The organism is Desulfovibrio mangrovi (assembly GCF_026230175.1).
Classification (GTDB): Bacteria; Desulfobacterota; Desulfovibrionia; order Desulfovibrionales; family Desulfovibrionaceae; genus Halodesulfovibrio; species Halodesulfovibrio mangrovi.
Genome location: NZ_CP104208.1, coordinates 2,785,560 through 2,809,360, shown reverse-complemented (window position 1 = coordinate 2,809,360; position 23,801 = coordinate 2,785,560). Strand labels below are relative to the sequence as shown.

Sequence of the window (23,801 nt, the reverse complement as noted above, 5' to 3'; positions counted from 1 at the left end):
GACACCCCGTAGAGAGATAGCAATATGTTTTAGTGGGGATTCTTAAGCATGGCCTGCGAGACGCGGAGCTTGAGCTCGGTCAGGTCCACGGATTTCACCACATAAAAGTCAGCCGCAATGGATTTCAGGTCATGCTGGAAGCTGTCGTACGCCGTGCTGAGAATGACGGGCAGGTCCTGATCCTTGCTGCGAATCTGCTGCAGCAGGTCAAGGCCGGAAACGTCCGGTCCGAGTTTGATGTCGAGGATCACAACGCGGGGCGTTTCGCGGGCGATGACAGCAAGAATGGCTTCCTGACCGTCGGAGGTGGCGACAATATATCCTTCCGCCTCAAGCTCTTCCTGATAGAGCATGCGGATATGCTTTTCGTCATCGACAACGAGGATCTTCTTGCTGGACATGGACACCTCCATGGGAACCCGTTTCAGCATGAGCGTCTGCAGTGAGTATAACAACAGCACAGAGTGATCCGGGCAATTATTTTGCTGGATACCCTTATAGTATTACAGGATAAGGTCCGTGACAAGCAGGTGTGAACAAATCCTTGAAAAAATTGGGCCTGTCTGTTGTATCCGCTTTTCATATGCTGCGCAGCCCTGCAGAGGTACAGCAGAGGCGTGTTCATTCTTCAGGTGAGGCGTGCTGTTTTGGCTGTCGCTAGCTGTGTGAAGCAGGGAATAATTTTAACAGCAACACGCTTCTTGCGTATCTGAAACGCTCCCGGGTCAGCCTGCGGGGTGCCCTGCGGCCCTTCGGGTTGCCAATTGCGGGGATTCGCGTAAGTTGCCCTCACGAACGCGGCAATGGCACACCAACCCGTTTCAGAATGCGGTTTGGCTCGTTCCATCACCTTTTAGCGATAATGGACGCATCATGTCTGAACAGACCTATGAACCAGCCCCGTACGGGGTGACCGTAACCCTCGAACCGGCCAACGAGACCCGCGTGATGCAGGTGAAGACCGTGCTGCAGATGCTGAATCAGCTGCAGATTCGGCCCACCACGGTACTCGTTATCCGTGACGGCGGCCTGCTCACTCCGGACCTGAAGCTGCAGCACGGTGACAAGGTCATCGTACGCACTGTGGTTTCCAGCGGCTAGAAGCGCACCGGATCGGCTTCCCATCACCACGGGAGCCGCATGATCAAACACCCAAGGATATTTTCATGAAATGCAAACGCTGCAAAGTGCCCGCAGTCGTCGCACTGCCCAGCCATAACACGGGCTTCTGCGCCGAATGCTTCGATCTGTTCTTCATCCGTCAGGTTGAACGCGGCATTCATTCCGAAAAGCTGTTCACCAAGGAAGACCGCATTCTCGTCGCCCTTTCCGGCGGCAAGGATTCGCTGGCCTGCATTCTCGTGCTCAAGCGCCTCGGTTACGACGTGACCGGCCTGCATATCGACCTCAGCATTCCCAACAGCTCCGAATTTGCGCGGGGCACCGTGGAACGCTTCTGCGAGGAGCACGACATTCCGCTCATCGTGAAGGAAATGGCCAAGGAAGGTCTTGCCATCCCCGATGTGAAGGCGCGCCTGAACCGTCCCATCTGTTCCGCCTGCGGCAAGATCAAGCGGTATTTCTTCAACAAGGTGGCGCTGGACGAAAAGTACACCGTGCTGGCTACCGGCCACAACCTTGATGACGAAATCGCCCGCCTGTTCTCCAACGTGCTGCGTTGGGACGTGGGCTACCTGAGCGATCAGGGCCCCATGCTGGAAGCGGAAAACGGTTTTGCCCGCAAGGTGAAGCCCCTGTTCCGTCTTTCCGAGTTTGAGACCGCCAACTGGTCCTTCCTGCAGGGCATTCCCTACCACTACGCGCCGTGCCCCTATTCCAAGGGCGCAAGCTTCACCTCCTACAAGAAGCTGTGGGCCGATCTGGAAGAAGAAATGCCCGGCCGCAAGCTCGCCTTCTACCTCGGCTTCCTCGAGAAGGGTAAGGCCCCCTTCCAGCGTCAGGAGGCCCTTACCGGCGACACCCTCGCCCCTTGCACCTCCTGTGGCTATCCCACCTCCGCCGAAGTATGCGGTGTTTGCCGCATCAAGGATGCCGTGGCGGAGCGGAAGTAGCCGGACGGACTGTTACACGACAAATAGAAGGGCAGGGCTGCGCAAGCAGTCCTGCTTTTTTTGTTGGCAAGAGAGAGTAAAGAGAGGCGCTCTTTCAAGGGTAAATAGGCTGGCTATCTGTTTCTATTGAGGCCACATGCAAAAAGCCCCCGTCCTTGCGGACGGGGGCTTCGTATTCTCTCGTAATAACGCGTTGCGTTAATCCTGCTTTACTTCGCGCAGACGCAGGCTGAGTTCGCGCAGCTGGCGTGCGGAGACTTCGGAAGGTGCATCGGTGAGCATACAGGTCGCCTTCTGGGTCTTGGGGAAGGCGATGACGTCACGGATGGACTGGGAGTTGGTGAGCAGCATGACCAGACGGTCCATACCGAAGGCGATGCCGCCGTGGGGCGGTGCGCCGAATTCAAAGGCTTCCATGAGGAATCCGAACTGCTTTTCGGCCTCTTCCTTGGAGAAACCGAGGGCGTCGAACATGAATTCCTGCTGGGCGCGGTTGTGGATGCGGATGGAGCCGCCGCCGATTTCGCTGCCGTTGAGCACGAGGTCGTAGGCACGGGCTTTCACCTTGGCGGGATCGTCCTTCATCAATGCTTCCTGACCAACCTGTACGGCGGTGAAGGGGTGGTGGCAGGCCACGTAGCGCTTTTCTTCCGGATCGTATTCGAACAGCGGGAAGTCGGTCACCCACAGGAAGTTGAAGGTGTTCTCGGGGATGAGGTTGAAGCGCTTGGCCACTTCCAGACGCAGGTTGCCCAGTGCGCTGTTGCACATGTCGGGGGCACCGGCCTGGAAGAAGATGATGTCGCCCACTTCAAGGCCAAGGGCCTCGGTGAGGTTCTGCTTTTCGGCATCGGACAGGAACTTGGCGAAGGGAGACTGCCATTCGTCGGCCTTGATCTTGATCCAAGCCAGACCCTGTGCGCCGTAAATCTTCACGAAGTCGGTGAAGACGTCGATTTCCTTGCGGGAAAGCTCGCCGCCTGCGGGTACGCGCATGGCCTTGACCATCTCTGCCTTGGCGAACACCTTGAACTCGGAGTCGCGGAAGATGGAGGTCACTTCCTTCAGCTTCAGGTCGAAACGGGTGTCAGGCTTGTCCACGCCGTACTCATCCATGGCCTGATCGTAGGTCATGCGTACGAAGGGAGCCTGCAGCTCAACGCCGAGACAGTCCTTGAACACGCGGCTCACAAGGCCTTCGGCCATGGTCTGCACCTGAAGTTCGTCCACGAAGCTCATTTCGATATCGATCTGGGTGAACTCCGGCTGGCGGTCGGCACGCAGGTCTTCGTCGCGGAAGCAGCGCACGATCTGGTAGTAACGGTCCATGCCCGCCACCATGAGCAGCTGCTTGAAGATCTGGGGAGACTGCGGCAGCGCGTAGAACATGCCCTGATTCACGCGGCTGGGCACGAGGAAGTCGCGCGCGCCTTCAGGGGTGGACTTGGTGAGACAGGGAGTTTCCACTTCAAGGAAGTTCAGTTCGTCCAGGTAGCGGCGAACGGATTGGGCCGCGCGGTTGCGCAGAATGAAGTTTCTGGCCAGCTTGGGACGGCGCAGGTCGAGATAACGGTATTCCAGACGCAGGTTCTCGGAAGCGTCCACGCGGTCTTCAATCTGGAAGGGAGTGGTCTTGGCGGTGTTCAGCAGCTTCCATTCGGAAACATACACTTCAACCTCGCCGGTCACCATGTTGGGGTTGGTCATGCCCTCGGGGCGGTGACGCACAACACCCTTGATGGCCAGCACGTATTCCGTGCGCAGAATGTGCGCGGTTTCGTGCGCTTCAGCTTTGAAATCGGGGCTGAAAACCACCTGCGTCAGCCCGGCGCGGTCGCGGAGGTCGATGAAGATGAGACCGCCGTGGTCGCGACGGAACTGCACCCAGCCCATAAGGCAGACTTCCGCGCCGATATTATTGGCATTCAGCTCGCAGCAATTATGGGTGCGAACCCAGTTACCAAGGGGCTCTACGTACTGCTGGTGTTCCTGCTGAATATCCAAAATCTGGTCGCTCATTGTCATATCCTCATGACGTGCGGACAGTCTGTCCTGTAAGATGTTTATGGTGGTGTGATTATTTAAATATGTTCAACAATCTCGGCCATGGGCACGGAGATCTGTTCGCCGGAGGCCATGTCCTTGACGACAACGGTGTTGTTCGCCAGTTCGTCGCCGCCGAGGATGAGTACCTTGCGGGCGTTCTTGCGGCTGGCCTGACGCATCTGGGCCTTCATGGACTTGGCGGCAAAGGCGAGTTCGCCGACCTTGCCGGCTTCGCGCAGTGCCTGTGCCAGCATAAGCGCGACTTCAAGGCCGTTTTCATCCAGCACGGCGATGAAGAAGTCGGGCTGTGCAGCGGAGCGTTCGCCCAGCATGAGGGCGAGGCGTTCCATGCCGCAGGCAAAGCCCACACCGGGCACATCGGGGCCGCCGAGCTGCTTGATGAGACCGTCGTAACGGCCGCCACCGGCAACGGAAGCCTGAGCGCCGATGGAACCGGAAACCACTTCGAAGGTGGTGCGGTTGTAATAGTCCAGACCGCGCACGAGGCGCACGTTCTCAATATACTTGATGCCTGCGCGGTCGAGCACGGCGAGCACCTTGGCGTGGTGGTCGGCGCATTCGGGGCAGTTGTGTTCCAGAATGGTGGGCGCGTCCTTGGTCAGCTCCTTGCAGGCCGGAACCTTGCAGTCCAGCACGCGCAGGGGATTGGTCTCCATGCGGCGGCGGCAGTCTTCGCACAGGGCGGAGGTGTCCAGCTTGGCGAAGAACTGCTTGAGCGCTTCGTTGTACTTGGGACGGCACTCGCGGCAGCCAAGGGAGTTGATCTCAAGGGAAAGATCGGTGAGGCCGATGCGGGTGAGGAAGGTCATCAGCATGAGGATGACTTCCGCGTCCGCATAGGGCTCGTTGGGGCCCAGACATTCGCAGTTGATCTGGTGGAACTGGCGCATGCGTCCCTTCTGGGGACGCTCGTAACGGAACATGGGGCCGAAGGTGAACAGCTTGGCAACCTGTTCCTGCGCATGCACGTTGGCTTCGATGTAGGCGCGCATGACGCCGGCGGTGGCTTCCGGACGCATGGTCAGGGAGCGGCCCTTGCGGTCGTCAAAGGTGTACATTTCCTTCTGCACTACGTCGGTTTCGTCACCGATGGAGCGCTTGAAGAGTTCGGTGCGCTCCAGAATGGGAGTGCGCAGTTCGGTATAGCCGAAGCTGCCGAAAACCTCGCGGCCGATGCCTTCCATGAAGGTGAAGGCGTCGCTGTCGGGCGAGAACATGTCGGCAAAGCCTTTGATCTTTTGTACGCTGCTCATGTCGCTTAATCTCGAAGCTTGGTCTGCCGCCGCGTTCATCCGGCGAAATGCTGGGGATGAAGGCGGTCCGGCGGGCGGTTGTTGCGTGCTGTCAGGCATGTCGCCGCAGCATCGCGCAGAAACAGCACTGCATAGTCCAACCGGCGGGAATTGTCAAAAGTGTGAATAAGACAAAAAATACCAAGGGCCCGCCCCTTGCGGAGCGAGCCCTCAGCACTTTGCCCTTGTCCGGTTCCGAAACGGAATGGCTATTCCGCGCGGAATTCTCCGCTCTTGCCGCCCGCCTTGTAGACGAGGCGGCAGTCGCGGATGACAATATCTTTCTGTACGGCTTTGCACATGTCGTAAATGGTCATGGCGGCTGTCTGGGCAGCGACAAGCGCTTCCATTTCCACACCGGTCTGGCCGGTGGTGCGTGCTTCGGCCTCTATGTGAATCTGGCAGGTTTCATCTTCGATGGAAAACCGCACATCCACATAGCTGAGGAACAGGGGATGGCAGAGGGGGATGAGTTCCCACGTGCGCTTGGCCGCAAGTATGCCTGCGACCTTTGCGGTGGTGAGCACGTCTCCCTTGGGCAGGGCCTGCCGTTTGAGCAGGTCCAGCGTGTTGGGAGAAACTTCAACTACCGTGCGCACAATGGCCACGCGGCGGGTGTCGTTCTTGTGGCCCACATCCACCATGGTGATGGAGCCGTCCGCACTCATGTGGGAAAAATCCTGATCGCTCATGCTAGTCCACTCCCATGGCCTTGCCGACTTTCTTGAACAGGTTCTTTGCCTTGGTCATGGGCTTTTCTTCCTCAAGCTGCGCGAACTCGCGCAGGAGTTCTTCCTGACGCTTGCTCAGCTTGGTGGGCGTCTTGACCACGATCTCCACGAGCAGGTCGCCGTTTGAGCCGTAGCCCAGAGAGGGCAGGCCGTAGTCGTGCATGCGGAATATCTCGCCGTTCTGGGTGCCCTTGGGGATCTCCACGGTGATGGGATCGTCAAGGGTGGGCACTTCGATGCGGTCGCCAAGGGCTGCCTGCACGAAGGAGATTTCGCGGGTCACGATGAGGTCCTGTCCATGGCGGCGGAAGGTCTTGTCCTGCTCCACGGAGATGACCACGTAAAGGTCGCCGGGAGGGCCGCCGTGGATGCCGGGTTCTCCTTCACCACGCAGGCGCAGCCTGTTGCCGGAGTCCACTCCGGCAGGAATGCGCACCGAAAGCTCCTTGACCTCCTGCACGATGCCCGCGCCGCGACAGCGGGGGCAAGGGGTGGAGATTATCTGGCCGGTGCCGCTGCAGGCGTGGCAGGGCATGGAGATGGAGAAGGGGCCCTGACTCTGGCGCACCTGGCCGCGTCCGTTACAACGCGAGCAGGTTTCCGCAGTGGTGCCGGGGGCTGCGCCGGAACCTTCACATTCCGGGCAGGAGACCCGCTTGGGGATCTTCAGGGTGACTTCGTCGCCCTTGGCAGCCTGCCGGAAGTTGATGGTCAGGTTGTAACGCAGGTCCGCACCCGTCTGGGCGCGAGGCCCGCGGGATGCGCCACCCATGGAAAAGCCGAACAGGTCGCCGAAGATATCGCCGAACTGGCTGAAGATATCTTCCGCACTATGGAAGCCGCCACCGCCGAAGCCGTTGCTGCTGACTCCCGCGTGTCCGAACTTGTCGTAGCGTTGGCGCTTGTCGGCGTCGCGCAGGACATCATACGCTTCCGCCGCTTCCTTGAACAAAGCTTCTGCCTCGGGGTTGTCCGGATTGCGGTCCGGATGGAACTCCATGGCTTTCTTGCGGTAGGCTTTCTTGATCTCGTCTTGCGAGGCGCTTCGGCTTACGCCAAGCACTTCGTAGTAGTCACGCTGGCTCATGGTTCCCTGTTACTCGGCAGTCTTGGTTTCTTCGTGAGTGTACCAGTCCATGTTGTCGGGCATGACCTTGCCTGCGGCGATTTCGCGCAGAGCGGTCACAACTTCCTTGTTCTTGCTGTCCACGAGGGGCTTGTAGCCTTCGCGGAACTGCTGAACGCGCTTGATAGCCATCTGAACCAGCAGGAAGCGGTTGCCGATACGCTTCTGGCAATCTTCTACGGTAATACGGGCCATGTTTGACTCCTTGTATTGAAATGCACGGAACGAGGTTCCGTTGTTCTCGTTTTTCCCGTTACAGGGTGGGCAGTCTGCTCATGAGGTCGTCGAGCAGCAGTCTTTCCGCCGGGAACCAGATGTCTTCACCTTCTACCTGTACCCAGCATCGTCCGGCCGAAGCCGGATCCGAATAAAAATGCACGGTCGCCAGTAACTGCTTGTTCTGTCCCCGCAGGGCCCAGGTCAGCAGACTGCGCGCTCCGTCCGGCAGTTCCTTGCGTGGTGCCTCTATGAACTGCAGCGAGCCAAGTCGCCACATGATCACATCGAGTCCGGTCAGTTCCTTGCCCGAAGCGCTTTCATGCCAGCCGTCCGGTGTGCGCAGCGCCGCATATGTGCGGACGTTGCCGTTCCGGCGCACGGTGAAGCGTTGTTCCTCGGTCTGGCTCAGGTCCACTTCCAGCACGGGCTTTTCACGCAGTGCAAAGGCGGAAGCGGTGAGCTTGTCCACAAGCTCGGCTTCCACCTCAACGGGAACGGTCTGCCGCGAGAGACGGCAGAAAAATGTCTTTCCGTCCGATCCGTCATGATACAGCTCAATGGTTTCCGGCGTCGATGACTTTTTGGTCCATACGGAAAGCTTGAGCGACAGGGGCGGCAGCGCGGTCTGCGGGTCGGCAGTAATTTTCCGTGCCCGTGCGTTCACCAGCATATGCAGGTAGAGGGCCGCCTTGGCCTGTGCCACGGAGTGCCGCGTGAGCTGCTCCGGTGCCGTGAAGGCAAACATGTCACCCTTGCGGCTTATCTCCCATACGCCTACGCCCGGTCCTTCTGCGCTGATGCGTGTAATCGCCTCGGGCTCGGTGGTGCTTACGAGGCGCAGATCGTGAAAGAAGGATTCGGGTTTGGAAAAAAGATTCCGATACTGGTTGCTCACCAACACAACCTGATCGCCTTGCAACGAACTGCGGGCATACACGGTGCCTTCCGCCGGGCCGTCCGCACCAAGTGCAATGCCCCATATTCCATTGCCCTCTAGGGTAATGCCGGTGGCGTCATTGTCCAGACCGAAAATGCTCTTTTCGCGTCGCGTAAAGCGGCCTACATGGGCTGTGGGCGGCGTGTGCCCTATGGTGTCGAGCAGGCTCTGCAGTCTTGCCTCGCTGGCACGGACTGCGGTGCCGCCCGTGGGGGGCTTGATGAACCAGCCGTCAGCGCTGCGATAGAAATGCGAGTTACTCTCGGGTGATTTCAGTTCAATGCGCGTCAGCGATTTCAAGGCCAGATTGGGCCATGATGGGTCGCCCAGCAGGATGACTCCGCGCTGCGTCCATTGATGGATTCCCAGCCCCAATCCGGTTGCCAGAATCAGCAGGGCCAGAAAGATAACAATGCGTCGCTTCATATATGTCATGCAGGCCTTCCACCGCTGCCGTTTCCGGTGCCATGGCACGGAACGTGGCGAGGGGCCGTTGCCGGTACGCTGATGGTCGTGTGTCGCATCTGCCGTAAAAAAACAAAAAGAGCCTTGGTCCGAAGGGAACGTCTCCTGATAGGCAAGGCAGCAATAATCATAATGCGTCTGAACCGTTGTGCGGGCGAAATTCGCTTTGCTTCCGGCAAAGCCTCACGCCTGCGGGAAGAAGGTTCCGCTTCCGGTGTCTCTTGACTGCCGGAGGCAACGGGTTGAAAAAACAACAGATAAAAGGACGCAATATGCCAAGCTGCGCAGCATACTCTTGTGACGGTCTGCTGTCAAGAAATGTGCCGTTACTTCCTGCGTGAGCGGTTGCGTACCATGTGGAAGAAGGGTATGCGACCGCAACGGCAGACCGCTCCGTCCGATTCGGCATATCCTTGATGATGCTCCGGGCAGGGCGTCGTTTGCAGATCCTGTTGTCTTGAAGAGGGACGGAAATGGCACGAGAGAAACTTTCATACGCCCAGAAGCAGTGCATTGGCAGTGCGGGCAAGCTCATGCAATCCACGCAGATGATCTACCCCGGCGCACGCGTGGGCGTGGCCATGTCCGGCGGTATGGATAGCTGGGTGCTCATGCAGACGCTGTTGCACAGACGCAGGATTGTGCCGTTCTCTTTTGAAATAATGGCCCTGCATCTGAATCCCGGTTTCGACCCAGAAAGTCATGCCCCGATGGTGCCATGGCTGCAGGAGCGCGGTATTCCCTATCATGTGGAAGTGACCGATCACGGTGCGCGCGGGCATTCTCCCGAGAACAGGAACAACTCCCCCTGCTTTTACTGCGCCATGTTGCGCCGCACCCGTCTGTTCGAGCTGTGCCGCGACTACAATCTGACCCACCTTGCTTTCGGGCATAATGCGGACGACCTTGTGGGGACGTTCTTCATGAATCTGTATGAAGGCGGCAGCGTGCGGGGCATGTCCATGAAGGAAGCCTTCTTCGGCGGTCGTCTCATGGTCATCCGTCCGCTCATGCTGGTCGAGAAGTCCGTCATCAACCGCTGCGTCAGGCAGTGGGAGCTTCCGTTGTGGAGCAATCCCTGTCCCTCTGCATTCGATTCCCGCCGCAAGGAGGTCATGGATGACTTCTGGGAACTCGCTTCCCGCAACAAGGGACTAAGGCAGAATGTATTCAATGCGTTAACTCGCTGGCAGCTGGACTTGACACTGGATAGCAAATCAAAGTAAAGAGGCGGAGAATTGCTTGAGGATTGCCCTTGATATAGTGTGTTGTATTTCCTGATAGAATTCTGGTGAAAAGCGACGCGGAAAAATGCTGTTCAGCAAGTATCACATAGTAATATTTAAAGAAAAAGAAGGCCATTGCAAGAAGCTGTTCTTGCGTGGCTGGCTATGTGTGGCGATGCTGGGCATCTTCCTTACCTTTGCCGCAGGAAATGTTGTTTTCTGGCAATATTATTCCAGCTATCAGAAGCTCAAGCAGGAATTCGTCGCCGCCGAGAAGACTGTCGAGGAACAGAACAACCAGATTCTCAGCATGGCCAACAAGCTGAAGAACGTGCAGAGCGACCTGCAACGCATTCAGCAGTTCGACTCCAAGCTGCGCGTCATGATCAATCTGGACAAGGATCAGGGCGACACGGCTTCCGCCATGGGCGGCTCCCGTTCCAAGGATTTTTCGGAAAGCTATCTTCCCATCCATCGTCAGGAGCTGCTGGCCCGCAAGATGCACAGTTTCCTCAATCAGCTGAATACGGAAGTGCGGCTGGAGGAAGTGCAGCAGCAGGAACTGATGCAGCGCTTCCGCGAGAACCGCGAACTGCTTGCTTCCACGCCCTCCATCTGGCCTACCGAGGGATGGGTATCCTCTCCCTTCGGGATGCGCCGGTCTCCCTTTACCGGTCGTCGTGAATTCCACAAAGGTATCGACATTACCAACCGCAAGGGCACCCCGATCTACTCCGCAGCCAAGGGCACGGTTTCCTTTGCCGGTGTGGACGGCGGCTACGGCAATTCCGTGGTCATCAGCCATGGCGACGGCATTGATACCAGATTTGCCCATATGCAGCGCTTTGTGGTCAAGGCCGGACAGACCGTTACCCGGGGCGAGTTGATCGGTTACATGGGGAACTCCGGCCGTTCAACCGGTCCCCACCTGCATTATGAAGTACGGGTGAGCGGGGTGTGTGTGAACCCCATGCGCTACATCCTCAACTAAGATATTTTTCTTCCTAGGCATGTTGAAGCCCCCGTCAGAATTTTCTGGCGGGGGCTTCGGCTCATTTATTATCCGGAATGTAATTAAATGCCTTCGTCCGGTGCCAGTTCACCCACTACTGAGGAGAGCAGGGCGCCGGAAATTTCCTTGGCACTGCGCAGAATGATCAGCGTGCGTGTGGCAAACACCGGTTCAATGTCATTGATTTGCATCAGAATGCGTTCCAGCGAGTCCGTATCGCTGCATCGGATGCGGGCAATAAAGCATTCCTCGCCGGTCATGTGGTAGGCTTCCTCAACCCCTTCGATGGCAGCGATGGCCTGACCGACCTCCGGGGCCAGCCTGTGCGGGGTGATCTTCACGCTCACAAAGGCCGAAAGGGGCAGGCCCAGTGCTGCGGGTTCCACCTGCACGGAATAACCGCGGATGATGCCGCGTTCTTCCATCTTGCGGATGCGCTCAAAGACCGCGGAGGTGGTCATGCCGAGACGGCGGGCGATTTCAGCGTTGGAAGTGCGGGCATTCTCCTGAAGAATTGTCAGGATTCTCCGGTTTTTCTCGTCGATCTGTATGGGGGGTAGGGTTTTGTGCTTCATGATACAGTCAGATAGTCGTAGGCTCCATAAAGGTCAAGATGCCCTGGCCGGGGGGCTGCTGCCTCGTCGTTGCGTAGTTCGGCGTGTCCCCTGAGCAATGACCGGTTGAAACAGCGGCAGTCCCTGAGGGGGCTTGCGATCTGTTGACGTCGAAGGCTTTTTCTTGCCCTGCCCGTGTCTTCGTGGTAGCCGCAAGCATGTTCGATTTCGATCTCGCACTCAGCGTCAGGAAGATATCCGTCGCACTGGTTCCCATGCTCTTGGGCATGGTCTGCCATGAAGTGGCCCACGGCTGGGTCGCCTGGAAACATGGCGATCCCACGGCAAAGAGTCAGGGCCGTCTTACCTTGAACCCGCTGCCGCATATTGATCCCATGGGGACCATGGTGTTCATTCTTACGGCGCTGACCAGCCCCTTTGTCATCGGCTGGGCCAGACCCGTGCCGGTGAACGCCCGCTATTTCAGGAATCCGCGCAAGGGCATGATGCTTGTGTCCGTAGCCGGACCCGCAGCCAACTTCCTGCTGGCCATCCTTTTTGGCATGGGCTACCGCCTTGCCGGTTCCGGCATGGCGCTCCCCGGCGGTGTGGAAGAGTTCCTGATGGCCATGTGCGCTACGGGCGTGTGGATCAACCTGACGCTCTGCTGGTTCAATCTCATGCCCATCCCGCCGCTGGACGGCAGCAAGATTGCAGCCGGTTTCATGCCGCCCCGCGTGGCGTACAAGTATCTGCAAATCGAACGCTACGGACTTATCGTCGTCATGATTCTGCTGGCTTCCGGCTTGCTGGGCAAGGTTGTCTGGCCCCTTGTGGACGGTTCCGCAGATCTCATATCCGCTCTCATCGGCATCCGCTGACGCCGACATTTCTTTCTGGAGGACTTTGATGACTAGACATCGCACGGTTTCCGGCATGAGGCCCACGGGCCCCCTGCACCTCGGCCACTATTTCGGCGTTATCAAGAACTGGGTGGAAATGCAGAAGGAGATGGATTGCTTCTTCTTCGTGGCCGACTGGCATGCCCTGACCAGCGATTACGCCGATCCCGCCCGCATCAAGGAATTTGTTCCCGAACTGGTGAAGGACTGGGTGGCATCCGGCCTCAATCCTGAAGAGTGCGTCATTTTCCAGCAGTCTCTCGTCAAGGAACACGCCGAACTGAACTTGCTCTTCGGCATGATTACGCCTCTCGGTTGGCTGGAACGTTGCCCCACCTACAAGGAGCAGCGTGACCAGATCACCAACAAGGATCTCGGCAACTACGGGTTCCTCGGCTACCCCGTGCTCATGGCGACCGATATTCTCATGTACCGTCCCCAGTGGGTGCCGGTTGGTCAGGACCAGCTGCCGCACGTTGAAATGACCCGCGAAATCGCGCGCCGTTTCAACTACCTGTACAGCACCGAGTTCTTCCCCGAGCCGCAGGCCCGTCTGACGCCGGAAGCCAAGCTGCCCGGTCTGGACGGTCGCAAGATGTCCAAGAGTTACAACAACTCCATCTATCTGCGCGAATCCATGGAAGACATCATTCCGAAGGTTCGCGGTATGCTCACCGACCAGAACCGCCTGCGCAAGACTGATGCCGGCGATCCCAAGGTGTGCAACCTTTTCCCCTACCATGTTCTCATGACCGATGAGGCCACGCAGGCGGAAATCTGTCAGGGCTGTACCACCGCCACCCTCGGCTGCGTGGACTGCAAGAAGATCCTGCTGGCATCCATGGAGCGTTTCCTTGCCCCTATTCAGGAACGCCGTCGCGAACTGGAAGCCCGCCCCGACATGGTGTGGGATATCATCAAGCACGGCACCGAACGTGCACGCGCAGAGGCTGCTGCAACCATGGAAGGTGTTCGCAAGCATTTCCATTTTGATTTTTAGCCGCAGTTCTTTCTGTTGTTTGAGAATGCAAAGGGCCGACGGGGTTTACCCGTCGGCCCTTGTTTATGGATAATAGCCTGAGCCTGTTATTCTTTCGTGGCTGGCAGGGGGGCAAAGCTGAACTGGCTGCCCTCGCGTTTGGCCTCATACATGGCGCTGTCTGCCGCACTGAGCAGTTCGTTGGCCGTTCTGCCGTGGTGAGGATAGATGCTTCCGCCGATACTTGCCCCGATGGTACAGACCGTTACCTTGCAGTCATACGGATCGAGCAGGGTGGCAAGCAGTTCGCGGCTCAAACGCTCCACCGCAGCGGGGCCCGCCACGTCCCAGAGCAGCACGGCAAATTCGTCGCCGCCAACGCGGGCGGCAACGTCTGAGCCGCGAAGGCGTTGTGACAACCGTTTCGCAACCTGTTGCAGCAGAAAGTCGCCTGTCTGGTGCCCGAAGCTGTCATTAATGGGCTTGAATCCGTCCAGATCGATAAACAGCAGGCCTATCTGGCAGTCCGATCGCTCCGCCTGCCGCAGCATGGTTTCCAGCTGCTGGCCCATGCCTATGCGGTTTGCTATGGAGGTAAGCGGGTCTGTTACCACCATCATGGCCAGTTCTTCCTCGGAGCGTTTCTGCGCCGTGATGTCCATGACCAACCCTTCAAAGCGTTCCAGACGGTCTCCTAATCCGAAAATGCCTCGGGAGCTGATGGCAACCCAGAATTGTTGGCCGTCACGCCGGATAACCTGCGCCTCAAACCTGTTGACCACCTTTTCACCGACAAGCCGCTTCTTGAGGATTTCAAGCTGTTGCGGGTCGGCAAAAACCTGCGTTCCCATGTCGGTGACCTTATAGGTCATATTGGCAGGGGAATCGTAGCCGAACATCTGCGACATGGCAGGGTTCACTCCCACAAAACGTCCATCGGCGGTGGCGGTGAAAATTCCTTCCGCCGCGTTCATGTACAGGGCGCGGTACCGTTCTTCGGCGCGGCGCAGCGAGTTCTCGATGCGTTTCCGGTCGGTGATGTCGAAAATGACACCTACCAGACCGAGCAGATTGCCGTTCTCGTCGAACATGGATTCCTTGTTGAAGATGACATCCCGTAAGCCTCCGTCACCCTGCACCTGGTATTCGTACTGCTGAATGGCGGGGCCCCTTGACTCAAGCAGGGTCTTGTCCATTTCGTGATACTTCTCCGCCAGATGACGGGGCGCTATGTCAAAGACGCTCTTGCCGAGCAGGTCTTCGGCTTTCTGTCCGAGCAGTTCTTCAAAGGCTTTGTTCAACAGCTGGTAGCGGGCTTCTGCATCCTTGAAAAACACCGCGGTGGGCAAGGCGTTGAGCAGGGTCTGTAAAAAGGTATGGCTGTTGCGCAGCAGTCGTTCTGCTTCCTTGCTTTCGCTTATATCCATGACCGCGCCCTGGATGTAGCCCTCCTCTTTGTGCAAGGTGGCAGTGACAAGGGCCTGATGGATGTTTCCTCTTTTATCCACGAACTCCAGTTCAAGATTGTCCACGCGCCCATGCTTGTCCAGCACGTCCATCATGGCGTCACGTATGGCCGGGTCGGCATGCAGGGTGATGGGCGTTGTGGTGCTGGTCAGATTTTCGGCGGAGTCATATCCGAGCAGCTGCGCACAGGATTTGTTGATGAACAGGAAACGGGATCCATCCAGCGAGGAGCGGAAAATGGCCACCTGTGCAAGGTCGATCAGAGACCTGAGTTCCTGTGCTTCCAGCGATGCCTTGAGGCACGCCTTGTCCTTCGCTTCAAGCTCATCACGCAGGGTGATGAGGGCTTCAGCAGAGGGGGCAGCTTCAGGTTCGTTTTGTGGCGTGGCGTGTTTTCTGCCATGGCGCCATGCGAACAGGACGGAGACAACCCACAGGATGATGATGCCGGTCAGGAGCGTTGAAGAGATTGCAGGCGGGCTTGAAACGGCGGTGCTGTCGGCAACGGCGGAGAATGCCGAAGACGGCAGCAGGGCCGGAAGGCCGGTTAATATGGCGCAGGTACGAGAGTGCATAGAATCCCCGAGAGTGATGATGGCGTGCGCGCAAGTATGCCACGCATCGTCAAAAGACCCAATGCATTATTGATCATACTGAAACGGGCATGAAATGATTATAATGCCGGATGGATAAAGAAAAAAGGCCGCAGTCGGAAGACTGCGGCCCGTGAATGTTTTCTGCAGAAAAGGGGGGACTGTTAGTCTTCCACCCGTTTGCCCACGACCAGAGTCAGGCCGATGACGGCTGCGCAACCCAGAGGCAGGGTGAGCGCAACGGGCAGGCCGAGACCGGCGGGAAGGTAGCCGCACAGCACTGCAACTGCGGCGATCACAACGGCATACGGAAGCTGCGTGCGGGTGTGGTCGATATGGTCGCTCGCCGCACCCATGGACGAGAGAATGGTCGTATCCGATATGGGAGAACAGTGGTCGCCGAAGATGGCTCCGGTCAGCACCGCACCGATGTTCAGGATGAGGTAGTCATGCTCCGGAGCAATGGCCCATGCCAACGGAATGGCCAGCGGCATGAGAATGCCCATGGTGCCGTAGGACGTGCCCGTTGCAAAGGAGATGATGGAGCCCATGATGAAGATGATGGAAGGCAGCAGGTATGCGGGCATGGAGTCGGAGAGCACGCTTACCAGCCATGCGGCGGTGCCCAGTTCCTTGATCATGCCGGAGAGGGACCACGCCAGCAGCAGAATGACGGCAGTGATGTTCAGGGACTTTACGCCCTGTACCCACGTGCCGATGGCCTGCTCCACGGTGAAGATGCGCTTGAGCACGCCCATGGCCATGCCGACGATGCCGGCGATGAGGGCAGCCTGGAAGAGAACCACGGAAGCGTCGGATGCGCCGAAGCATTCACGGATGGCGGTAAAGCTCAGGGGGCTGTCGGTCACCAGCGCCTGCAGCACGGTGTCGTCACCACCGAAGATGGCGCGGTAGCCGTTGAAGTAGAAACCGAGGAACGCGGCGGCAATCAGCGTGCCGATGGGGATGATTGCGTTCCACACGCTGGGAACAACATGCGCCTCGGGTTCAAGGTCGGTTGCTTCATCCGCGACCATGGGCTTGGCGTTGTCATCCAGCACCTTGCCTTCCTTGCGGGCACGGCGTTCAGCTTTGAGCATGGGGCCGAACTCGCGCATGAACATGATGCAGGCGAGCACGAAGAGCAGGATGAAGATGTTGTAGAATCGGTACGGAATGGTTTCCACAAAGGAGGTATAGGCGTTGGCTTCAAGGCCGATGGCGGAGAAGCCGTCCTTGATCAGGCCCACTTCATAGGCAACCCAGGTGGAGATGAGCGCAATGCCTGCAATGGGGGCGGCAGTGGCGTCGATGATGAAGGCCAGCTTTTCACGGGAAACGCGCATGCGGTCGGTAACAGGGCGCATGATGGGGCCGATGGTCAGCGAGTTCGCATAGTCGTCGAAGAAGATGAAAATGCCCATAAGCCAGGTCACGAACTGCGAGCTGCGCGGGGTCTTGGCCTTGCGTGCAAGGGCCTCGGCAATGGCACGTGCACCGCCCATCTTGGAAACGATGGCGATGAGCCCGCCAATGGCAAGACACTGCAGGACGATACCGGCGTTCCACGGGTCGGCCAGCGAACCGAGCACTTCTCTGGAGACGCGCAGGAACGAGTCGATCACACCGTCATAGAGGTTGAATCCCTTGGTTTCCAGCAGCAGGGCACCGGAGAAGACGCCGAGGAACAGGGAAAGAACGACGTTACGTGTCATGAAGGCCAGCGTAATGGCCACCAGCGGCGGAATCAGGGTCCAGAATCCGAAACGTGCCGCATTGGCGGGACCCAGGCTGGAATCCGCCGCAAATGCGGGAATGGTTGTGCACAGGACCGCCATAACGGCGAAGATAATTGCCCAACAACGCGATTTCATGATGAAAACTCCCTTGGCACTGCGTTTTTTTGATTGGTGCCGCAGTGGTTCCTATTGGAAATACGTTTTTTTTGCAACCTGTCAGAATGCTCCCGGTAACCTGGTATGCATTCCGTGCCTACGCGACAAAAAAGTGGGTACTTGTGCGTTTGTGCGTGGCATGGAATACCATGGTCGTATGAATAACACATTCGGAGGAATCAGATGAAAGTTGTTGCATTCAACGGGAGCCCCCGCAAGGGCGGCAATACAGAACACCTTATCCGCAGAGTATTTGTGCCGCTGGAAGCGGCGGGCATTGAGACGGAATTGATCCGGATCGGCGGCAAGCCGCTGCGTGGGTGCACTGCCTGCATGAAGTGCCGGGAGCGCAAGGACGGCAAGTGTGCCATCAAGAATGATGCGCTGAACGAGTATGTGGAAAAAATGCGTGAGGCAGATGGCATCATTCTCGGCTCACCGACCTACTTCACAGACGTGACCGCTGAGATGAAGGCCCTGATCGACCGTGCGGGCTACGTGACACTGAGCAACGGGGCCGAGCTTCGCAGAAAGGTGGGCGCAGGTGTCGTGGCCGTGCGCCGAGGCGGAGCGACCCACGTGTTTGATACCATCAACCATTTCTTTCAGATCAGTCAGATGATCATTCCCGGTTCCACCTATTGGAACATGGGCTACGGCCTGACCCCCGGACAGGTCACCGACGACGAGGAAGGCATGCGCAACATGCAGAACCTTGGCGAAACCATGGCGTGGCTGATGAAGGCCATTGCTGGAGCCCCTACGGAATAGTACCTTTCAGGTGCGGGCCCGCCATGAGCCTGCCTGAAAACAGAAAAACCGCAGTCTGCATATGCGCAGGCTGCGGTTTTGTTTTGTGTAACCGGTGCGGGAGCTACTTGTTCTTGTGTCTGCGGGCCAGCGTGATGCCCGCAAAGAAGCCTGCAACCATGCCGAGGGCAACGGCCCGCGGCAGATTGTCCATCAGTCCCGCCAGATTGGCAAAGGCGCCCATGGCACCGCCTATGAGTATTCCTCGAACAAGAAAGTTAGGCATTTCCTTGGCCATGCGCGTCTCCTTGATTGGGCTTGGTAGTGGGCAGAAGGTACGGGCAGGTTGTCTACCTGTCAACGTCACCGTGTAAATTGTTAAGAAGTGTATGCTCACCTAAAGCTGACTTAAGCATTACCGATAAAGCGGTATACCTTCATCAAAGGGGGGCATATGCAAATCAGCGGTTCCATGTTCAAACAGTATAGCCAGATGGGCAGCGCCATGCGCGTTGATGATCCGGAGCAGGCCGCGCGCACTGCCGCAGCAGATCGTGTACCTGCACGTGAAGACGGTGTGCAGCAGGGTGCTGCGGGCGACAATGTGAAGATATCCGAAGAAGGGCGCAGTCTTGCGGCTTCCATGAAGCCCGGAGGGGCTACGGGGGCAGGCGGTTCCGAGGAATCCGGCAAGACATCTCAGGAACAGATGATCGAGCGCATCAAGAAGCAGATTCAGAAGCTTCAGGAAGAAATCAAGGAGCTTCAGAATGATATGACCCTGTCAGACGAAGAAAAGGCCAAGCAGCTTCAGATGAAACAGAGTGAGCTGATGCAGCTGCAGACCCAGTTGCAGAAGGCGCAGGAAGAGCTGCTCAAGTCACAGGGCCTTTCCCTTGGCGGCGGTACCCGTGCGCAGGGCTTCGGCAATTCGCTTACCTAGCACTCTGCTGCGATACACAGTCTATACTGCGTCCCGCCCTGAACAGGGCGGGACGCTTTTCTTTGTACATTTCGGTTCTTCCAAACGCAGCAGCCCGGTTCTTTCGAACCGGGCTGCACGCTTAGGAGGTCTTCTTTTTCAAAGGGGAGTTACCGCAGTGGGCGATGCGGCAACGTGTGAACAGGCATGAGAAAAAGGAGCCATGGGGTGTCTGTTATGTTGCTTCGCGTTATCGTCTATATGTCATGCCGTCTTGGCGGCTTCTTCGCTTGGGCGGGGCTTCGCGCGTTGAAGCCCCGCTCTGTGTGATCCTGTCGATCGGGCGGGTTGGTCGGCGAGGAGGAGGTCCGTCCAACCCAGAGGTCAACCTGTCTTGTCCGCTTCATCTGTAGTAGGGATACAGATGCTGGCGTAACTGGTGGTTCAGCCAGCAACCCTCAAAGGGGGAAAGGGTTGCTGCTGTTGGCTGGGGAGCTTGCCTCTCCCCGGTCCGAGCCAACGTGTGAGGAATACGTTCAAACCTAGCGTTATTCGATTGTCAGTCTGTGCTGCCCTTCTGCCACAAAAGGCAGCCCACTCCGGCAACCGATTATTCTCTGGACCTGCATACCGTTTTATGTGTTGCTCGCAGGTCCTGTTGGGTACTTGCCGTTGCTGGTTCTCTATTAAGCACAAGGTGTGCCAAAGTTCGAAAAGCAATAAAATCAGATTGTTGTGTGGTGGCGGCAAATGCGTGCAATTGCGATGTGCAAAATGTTGCGCAATAAATTGCACAAGAAGGCCGGGTGACAACCTGCACTTGTGCAATTGCACATACCGGAAGGGCGCAAAGGCTATATGGTAACGGCAGGTGCCCATGGAAGCAGGAGGGGGCAGGGAACCCTTTAGGGGGAGAGTTGTGGCCTCAGGCTGCGCGCTTGCAGGGCTGTGGGCGGCAGGTGGCAGGCTACTCGCCTTGCCAGTGATCCTCGGTGTGTACGATAAGACCGGCCTTGTGCAAACGGTCGGCAAACAGGCCGTTGCCGGTAATGCGGGTGCCGCTGAAGGTGCCGTCATAGATGGTTCCGAAACCGCAGGAGGGGGAACGGGACTTGAGCACCGCCTTGGTGCAACCGGCAAGTTGCACAAGATGCATGGCTTCCTCCACGCCTCTGAGCATGGCGGGGGTTATATCGTTGCCGTTGCAATCCACGGCACGGCCATCAAGAAGCTCGAAGGGAGGACGCGGCGTGGGCAGGCCGCCCAGTTGCTCAGGGCAGAGGGGCAGCGCCTTGCCCTCCCGGATCAGTTGCAACACACGTTCGTCAGGAGTGGCTTCTCCGTCGTAGCGGCAATGGCAGCCCGCAAGGCAGGCGCTGACAACGTATTCAGGCATGATCGAAACCTTTCGCGATGATTTGCGTCCGAAGGGTGGTTCAACTGGGTCACGGCTTCCGGCCGACTTCTTGGTAGCGTTCAACCTGAGCATCTGCAAGAAATAAAGCCGGAAAGGACATGAGTCCGGTTCCCCGTCGGGATATCATTGCCTGATCCATGTGCTGTGTGTTCATGAAGGCATGATAGACCGTCCCCGCTGGGCATTATCCAGCAACGGGCGAGGTGGTCGGGAAAACGGAACCGTCAGGGGGTAGACATGAAGCGTAACCTCAAGGTGTGGCTCGGTATTGCGTTTGCAGTGTTGGCGCTTTCCGTGTGGGGAGTATGCATACCCACTGGAAAAAGTGCACGGGCAGATGCTGACGAGGGCAAGACCATCTCATTCGCTACGGTCAATTGGGAACCGTATGCCAGTGAATTCCTGCCGGAATTTGGCTTTACCTCGGCTATTATCCGGGAAGCGTGCAGCCGGGTGGGGCTGAAGGCAAGCTTTCACTTTATGCCGTGGAACCGGGCCGTGGAGGCAGTGCGCAACGGGCAGTATGACGTGCTCTACAGCGCCTACTACAGCAAGGAGCGGGCAGAGGAGTTCGGTGTTTCCCGGCCATATGTGCAGAGCCCGCTTGCCTTCTGTGTCAAACGCGATTCTCCGGCGTCGTGGGATGGAACCATTCGGTCACTGGTGCACTACCGCATTGGCGTCGTGCGGGGGTATGTGAATACGCCGGAGTTTGATGCGGCCGAGGTGCTGTCCAAGGAAGAAGCCAACTCCGACCTGCTTAATCTGCGCAAGGTTCTCGGCGGGCGTGTGGATATGATAGCCATAGACAAGTACCTCGCCATCTACCTGCTGAAGACCAACCCCACACTTGAAGGCGGTATCCAGCATGTCCGCTTCCTCTCTCCGCTTCTGGACACCAAAGGGGTTCATGCCATGTTTTCGAAGAAACACCCTGATTGGGAAGAAAACCTTGCCCTGTTCAACAAGGGGCTTGAAGCCATTGAACAGGACGGCACACTGGAGGAGATCAAACTCCGTTTCGGTTTTCTGAATACTCATGAGGTCGTGATTTCGAAGTGATAGGGGGTCGGATGGTACCATCCAGCACCCTGTGCGTGCTCGTCTGCCCTTCCTGTTGCGGAACCTGAGGTGCGTCCTCTTCTGCTGCGCTGTTCTCTCTGCTATACACGCTGCATGCAGCGATGGATAATGCATCTGGATATGGATGCCTTTTTTGCCTCAGTGGAACAGCTTGATCATCCCGAGTGGCGCGGCAAGCCTGTTATCGTGGGCGGGCAGGAGCGCGGGGTGGTCTCTGCCGCATCCTATGAGGCCCGCAAATACGGCGTGCGCTCGGCCATTCCCGTGGCCCGGGCCAGAAAGCTGTGCCCCCACGGCATCTTCACGCGGGGCAATATGGCACGCTATGCAGAGATATCCCGGCAGATCATGGCGCTGCTCGGCAACTACTCCCCTCTTGTCGAACCTGCCTCTATCGATGAGGCCTATCTTGACGCCACTGGGCTTGAGCGCCTCTTCGGTCCCGTGGAGGCCATGGCGCAGAGTATCAAACGCGATATCAAGGCCTCGGTGGGACTCAATTGTTCCATCGGTATTGCTCCCGTGAAATTTCTGGCCAAGATAGCCTCCGACTACAATAAGCCGGACGGCCTGTTCATGCTGAGACCGGAAGATGTACCCGCCTTTCTTGAGGCACTTCCCGTGGCGAAGATTCCCGGTGTGGGCAACAAGTTCATCGTTGAACTGGAATCGCTCGGCGTGAAGACCTGCGGGGATGTGCTTAAATATCCGCAGGGTTTCTGGGCGCGGCTTTTCGGCAAATCGGGCGAGGCGCTCTGGCGCAGGGCGCAGGGGCTGGACTCCCGCGAGGTGGAAACGGGCTATGAGGCCAAGTCTGAAAGTGCCGAAAATACCTTTGCCGAAGATACCGACGACATGGCCCTGCTGAAGAAGTGGCTCATGAAGCAGTCAGAGAGGGTGGGGAGAAACCAGCGCCGCATGGGGGTGAAGGGGCGTACCGTGACGCTCAAGCTCAAGTATGCGGACTTTACATCCATCACGCGGAGCCGGAGTCTGCCCGAACCGACCGACGCCACGGAAGTCATTTTCCGTATCGCCTGCGAGTTGCTGGACGGTGTGAAGCTGCAGCAGAAGGTGCGGCTTATCGGCGTGGGGCTTTCCAACTACGGCAAGGGGCCGGAGCAGTTGAATCTTCTGGATGGCAGTGCGGGGGGACAGACCGGCGGCATGGTTGCCACGGCAAAACAGCGCAGCCTTGACCGGACTCTGGACAGCCTGCGGGAGAAGTTCGGCAGCAAGGCCGTGACGCGGGGACGCCTGTTCGATTTTGACGAATAGGCAGGTTAGTTGTCTGAATAAAGATACCGCCAGACTATTTGCTCATACCTTCCGCTCTGTTTCAGCTTGGCGAGCCCTCTGTTGAAGGCGTCCCGTAAGTCTCGTTCCGTAAAGGCAACGGCAACGTATGCCGGGTCCAGTATGTCATGAAGGACATAGCGCTGCTTGAGCGGATTGCAGCTTCCCTTACCCGCATAATAATCAAAGATGTGCTGTTCAAGCACGATCACCCTGTCTCTTCGGGCAAAGAAGCTGCATACCTGGGCCTGCTGGTCGTTCTGCTCGGCATATGAGGGGTTGTTTCTGGCCATGGTGCGGAATTCTTCCGGCAGCCATCGGCTGGCACCGAGAAATGCTTCCACGTTGTACTTGGCGAGGTCGGAAGGACAGTTAATGACTGCGTTGGCTTCTTCAAGCGAAACGGCCACGTTGTTGAAGGTGATGTGGCTGTCCGAGAGGTAGAGTGCGTCGGTTACGGCATGGGCGCGCAAGGGAAACGCCGCATCCACCTTGCCGTTTGTCAGGGCATCGAGCATGCGCGGTGCTGGAAGGAACACCAGAGTCATGTCGTAGCCCTCCAGTTGCAGGGCCTCTCGGACGATATCCACTTCAAGGCCGGTGCGCTTGTCCGGCATGACCAGCGGGGCCACAAAGTCGTGCGAGGCAACGCGCAACATGCGTTTGCCCGTAGCATGGGCTGTTGCGCAGGTTGCAACCAGCAGGCAAAGCAGCCCTGCGAAAAGAAAAAGATGTCTCATCTATTGTATTTGTTTCGTAATACGATTCGTCACATGTTCTGTAGTCAAAATGCCTG

At 57.7% G+C, this 23,801-nt stretch carries 23 protein-coding genes; 10 read left to right on the top strand and 13 right to left on the bottom strand.

Annotated features, from left to right (window positions below; all coding sequences use genetic code 11):
- Nucleotides 1-29 precede the first annotated feature (29 nt).
- Nucleotides 30-401: a response regulator gene (locus N1030_RS12695; RefSeq protein WP_265825845.1), complete on the bottom strand. Its 372-nt coding sequence runs from the start codon at nt 399-401 to the stop codon at nt 30-32.
- 472 nt (nt 402-873) lie between these two features.
- On the opposite strand from N1030_RS12695, the gene N1030_RS12690 reads away from it, so the two are divergent.
- Both N1030_RS12690 and N1030_RS12685 read left to right on the top strand, forming a co-directional pair.
- Nucleotides 874-1,101 carry a ubiquitin family protein gene (locus tag N1030_RS12690; protein WP_265825844.1) on the top strand — a complete coding sequence of 76 codons (228 nt, stop codon included), beginning with the start codon at nt 874-876 and terminating at the stop codon, nt 1,099-1,101.
- Between the two features lie 65 nt (nt 1,102-1,166).
- Nucleotides 1,167-2,072: a PP-loop family protein gene (locus N1030_RS12685; protein ID WP_265825843.1), complete on the top strand. Its 906-nt coding sequence runs from the start codon at nt 1,167-1,169 to the stop codon at nt 2,070-2,072.
- Nucleotides 2,073-2,270: 198 nt separating this feature from the next.
- Here the strand turns inward: N1030_RS12685 and aspS are convergent, their stop codons facing one another.
- The 6 genes from aspS to N1030_RS12655 all read right to left on the bottom strand — a co-directional run bounded on the left by aspS (nt 2,271) and on the right by N1030_RS12655 (nt 8,879).
- On the bottom strand, nt 2,271-4,091 hold the full coding sequence (gene aspS, locus N1030_RS12680) for an aspartate--tRNA ligase (RefSeq protein WP_265825842.1): 1,821 nt from the start codon (nt 4,089-4,091) through the stop codon (nt 2,271-2,273).
- Between the two features lie 62 nt (nt 4,092-4,153).
- Nucleotides 4,154-5,392, bottom strand: a complete 1,239-nt coding sequence (gene hisS, locus N1030_RS12675; RefSeq protein ID WP_265825841.1) for a histidine--tRNA ligase — start codon at nt 5,390-5,392, stop codon at nt 4,154-4,156.
- 248 nt (nt 5,393-5,640) lie between these two features.
- A complete protein-coding gene (gene moaC, locus N1030_RS12670) occupies nt 5,641-6,123 on the bottom strand; it encodes a cyclic pyranopterin monophosphate synthase MoaC (protein WP_265825840.1) in 483 nt (160 codons plus the stop codon).
- Nucleotide 6,124: 1 nt separating this feature from the next.
- Nucleotides 6,125-7,249 carry a molecular chaperone DnaJ gene (dnaJ, locus tag N1030_RS12665; protein ID WP_265825839.1) on the bottom strand — a complete coding sequence of 375 codons (1,125 nt, stop codon included), beginning with the start codon at nt 7,247-7,249 and terminating at the stop codon, nt 6,125-6,127.
- A gap of 9 nt (nt 7,250-7,258) precedes the next feature.
- Nucleotides 7,259-7,483 (bottom strand): DNA-directed RNA polymerase subunit omega, encoded by a 225-nt coding sequence (rpoZ, locus tag N1030_RS12660; RefSeq protein WP_265825838.1) that lies wholly within the window; start codon nt 7,481-7,483, stop codon nt 7,259-7,261.
- 58 nt (nt 7,484-7,541) lie between these two features.
- Entirely contained in the window at nt 7,542-8,879 is a 1,338-nt protein-coding gene (locus tag N1030_RS12655; RefSeq protein ID WP_265825837.1) for a DUF4340 domain-containing protein, read from the bottom strand.
- Between the two features lie 503 nt (nt 8,880-9,382).
- Between N1030_RS12655 and N1030_RS12650 the strand changes: the two genes are divergently transcribed.
- Nucleotides 9,383-10,135 (top strand): tRNA lysidine(34) synthetase, encoded by a 753-nt coding sequence (locus N1030_RS12650; RefSeq protein ID WP_265825836.1) that lies wholly within the window; start codon nt 9,383-9,385, stop codon nt 10,133-10,135.
- Between the two features lie 85 nt (nt 10,136-10,220).
- Complete coding sequence (locus tag N1030_RS12645; RefSeq protein WP_265825835.1) at nt 10,221-11,126, top strand: M23 family metallopeptidase; 906 nt, start codon at nt 10,221-10,223, stop codon at nt 11,124-11,126.
- Between the two features lie 83 nt (nt 11,127-11,209).
- Here the strand turns inward: N1030_RS12645 and N1030_RS12640 are convergent, their stop codons facing one another.
- The gene (locus N1030_RS12640) at nt 11,210-11,722 is read right to left on the bottom strand and encodes an Lrp/AsnC family transcriptional regulator (protein ID WP_265825834.1); all 513 of its coding nucleotides are present in this window, start codon (nt 11,720-11,722) and stop codon (nt 11,210-11,212) included.
- Between the two features lie 197 nt (nt 11,723-11,919).
- On the opposite strand from N1030_RS12640, the gene N1030_RS12635 reads away from it, so the two are divergent.
- Entirely contained in the window at nt 11,920-12,582 is a 663-nt protein-coding gene (locus N1030_RS12635) for a site-2 protease family protein (protein ID WP_265825833.1), read from the top strand.
- A gap of 28 nt (nt 12,583-12,610) precedes the next feature.
- Complete coding sequence (gene trpS, locus N1030_RS12630) at nt 12,611-13,603, top strand: tryptophan--tRNA ligase (protein WP_265825832.1); 993 nt, start codon at nt 12,611-12,613, stop codon at nt 13,601-13,603.
- Nucleotides 13,604-13,689: 86 nt separating this feature from the next.
- Here trpS and N1030_RS12625 read toward each other — a convergent pair whose 3' ends face one another.
- Nucleotides 13,690-15,624 carry a sensor domain-containing protein gene (locus N1030_RS12625; protein WP_265825831.1) on the bottom strand — a complete coding sequence of 645 codons (1,935 nt, stop codon included), beginning with the start codon at nt 15,622-15,624 and terminating at the stop codon, nt 13,690-13,692.
- A 182-nt stretch (nt 15,625-15,806) separates the two neighbouring features.
- A complete protein-coding gene (locus tag N1030_RS12620; RefSeq protein ID WP_265825830.1) occupies nt 15,807-17,516 on the bottom strand; it encodes a Na+/H+ antiporter NhaC family protein in 1,710 nt (569 codons plus the stop codon).
- Between the two features lie 204 nt (nt 17,517-17,720).
- Here N1030_RS12620 and N1030_RS12615 point away from each other — a divergent pair, with 204 nt between their 5' ends.
- On the top strand, nt 17,721-18,308 hold the full coding sequence (locus tag N1030_RS12615) for a flavodoxin family protein (protein WP_265825829.1): 588 nt from the start codon (nt 17,721-17,723) through the stop codon (nt 18,306-18,308).
- 103 nt (nt 18,309-18,411) lie between these two features.
- On the opposite strand, the gene N1030_RS12610 is transcribed toward N1030_RS12615, so the two are convergent.
- Nucleotides 18,412-18,585 (bottom strand): hypothetical protein, encoded by a 174-nt coding sequence (locus tag N1030_RS12610; protein ID WP_265829123.1) that lies wholly within the window; start codon nt 18,583-18,585, stop codon nt 18,412-18,414.
- A 156-nt stretch (nt 18,586-18,741) separates the two neighbouring features.
- Between N1030_RS12610 and N1030_RS12605 the strand changes: the two genes are divergently transcribed.
- Nucleotides 18,742-19,230 carry a FlxA-like family protein gene (locus tag N1030_RS12605; RefSeq protein WP_265825828.1) on the top strand — a complete coding sequence of 163 codons (489 nt, stop codon included), beginning with the start codon at nt 18,742-18,744 and terminating at the stop codon, nt 19,228-19,230.
- Nucleotides 19,231-20,176: 946 nt separating this feature from the next.
- Here N1030_RS12605 and N1030_RS12600 read toward each other — a convergent pair.
- Nucleotides 20,177-20,605 (bottom strand): 2-thiouracil desulfurase family protein, encoded by a 429-nt coding sequence (locus N1030_RS12600; protein ID WP_265825827.1) that lies wholly within the window; start codon nt 20,603-20,605, stop codon nt 20,177-20,179.
- A 258-nt stretch (nt 20,606-20,863) separates the two neighbouring features.
- Here N1030_RS12600 and N1030_RS12595 point away from each other — a divergent pair, with 258 nt between their 5' ends.
- Together N1030_RS12595 and dinB are read left to right on the top strand one after the other, a co-directional pair.
- The gene (locus tag N1030_RS12595; RefSeq protein ID WP_265825826.1) at nt 20,864-21,688 is read left to right on the top strand and encodes a substrate-binding periplasmic protein; all 825 of its coding nucleotides are present in this window, start codon (nt 20,864-20,866) and stop codon (nt 21,686-21,688) included.
- A gap of 114 nt (nt 21,689-21,802) precedes the next feature.
- Complete coding sequence (dinB, locus tag N1030_RS12590; RefSeq protein ID WP_265829064.1) at nt 21,803-22,987, top strand: DNA polymerase IV; 1,185 nt, start codon at nt 21,803-21,805, stop codon at nt 22,985-22,987.
- A 5-nt stretch (nt 22,988-22,992) separates the two neighbouring features.
- On the opposite strand, the gene N1030_RS12585 is transcribed toward dinB, so the two are convergent.
- Nucleotides 22,993-23,745, bottom strand: coding sequence for a substrate-binding periplasmic protein (locus tag N1030_RS12585; RefSeq protein WP_265825825.1), 753 nt, complete (start codon nt 23,743-23,745; stop codon nt 22,993-22,995).
- Between the last annotated feature and the right edge of the window lie 56 nt (nt 23,746-23,801).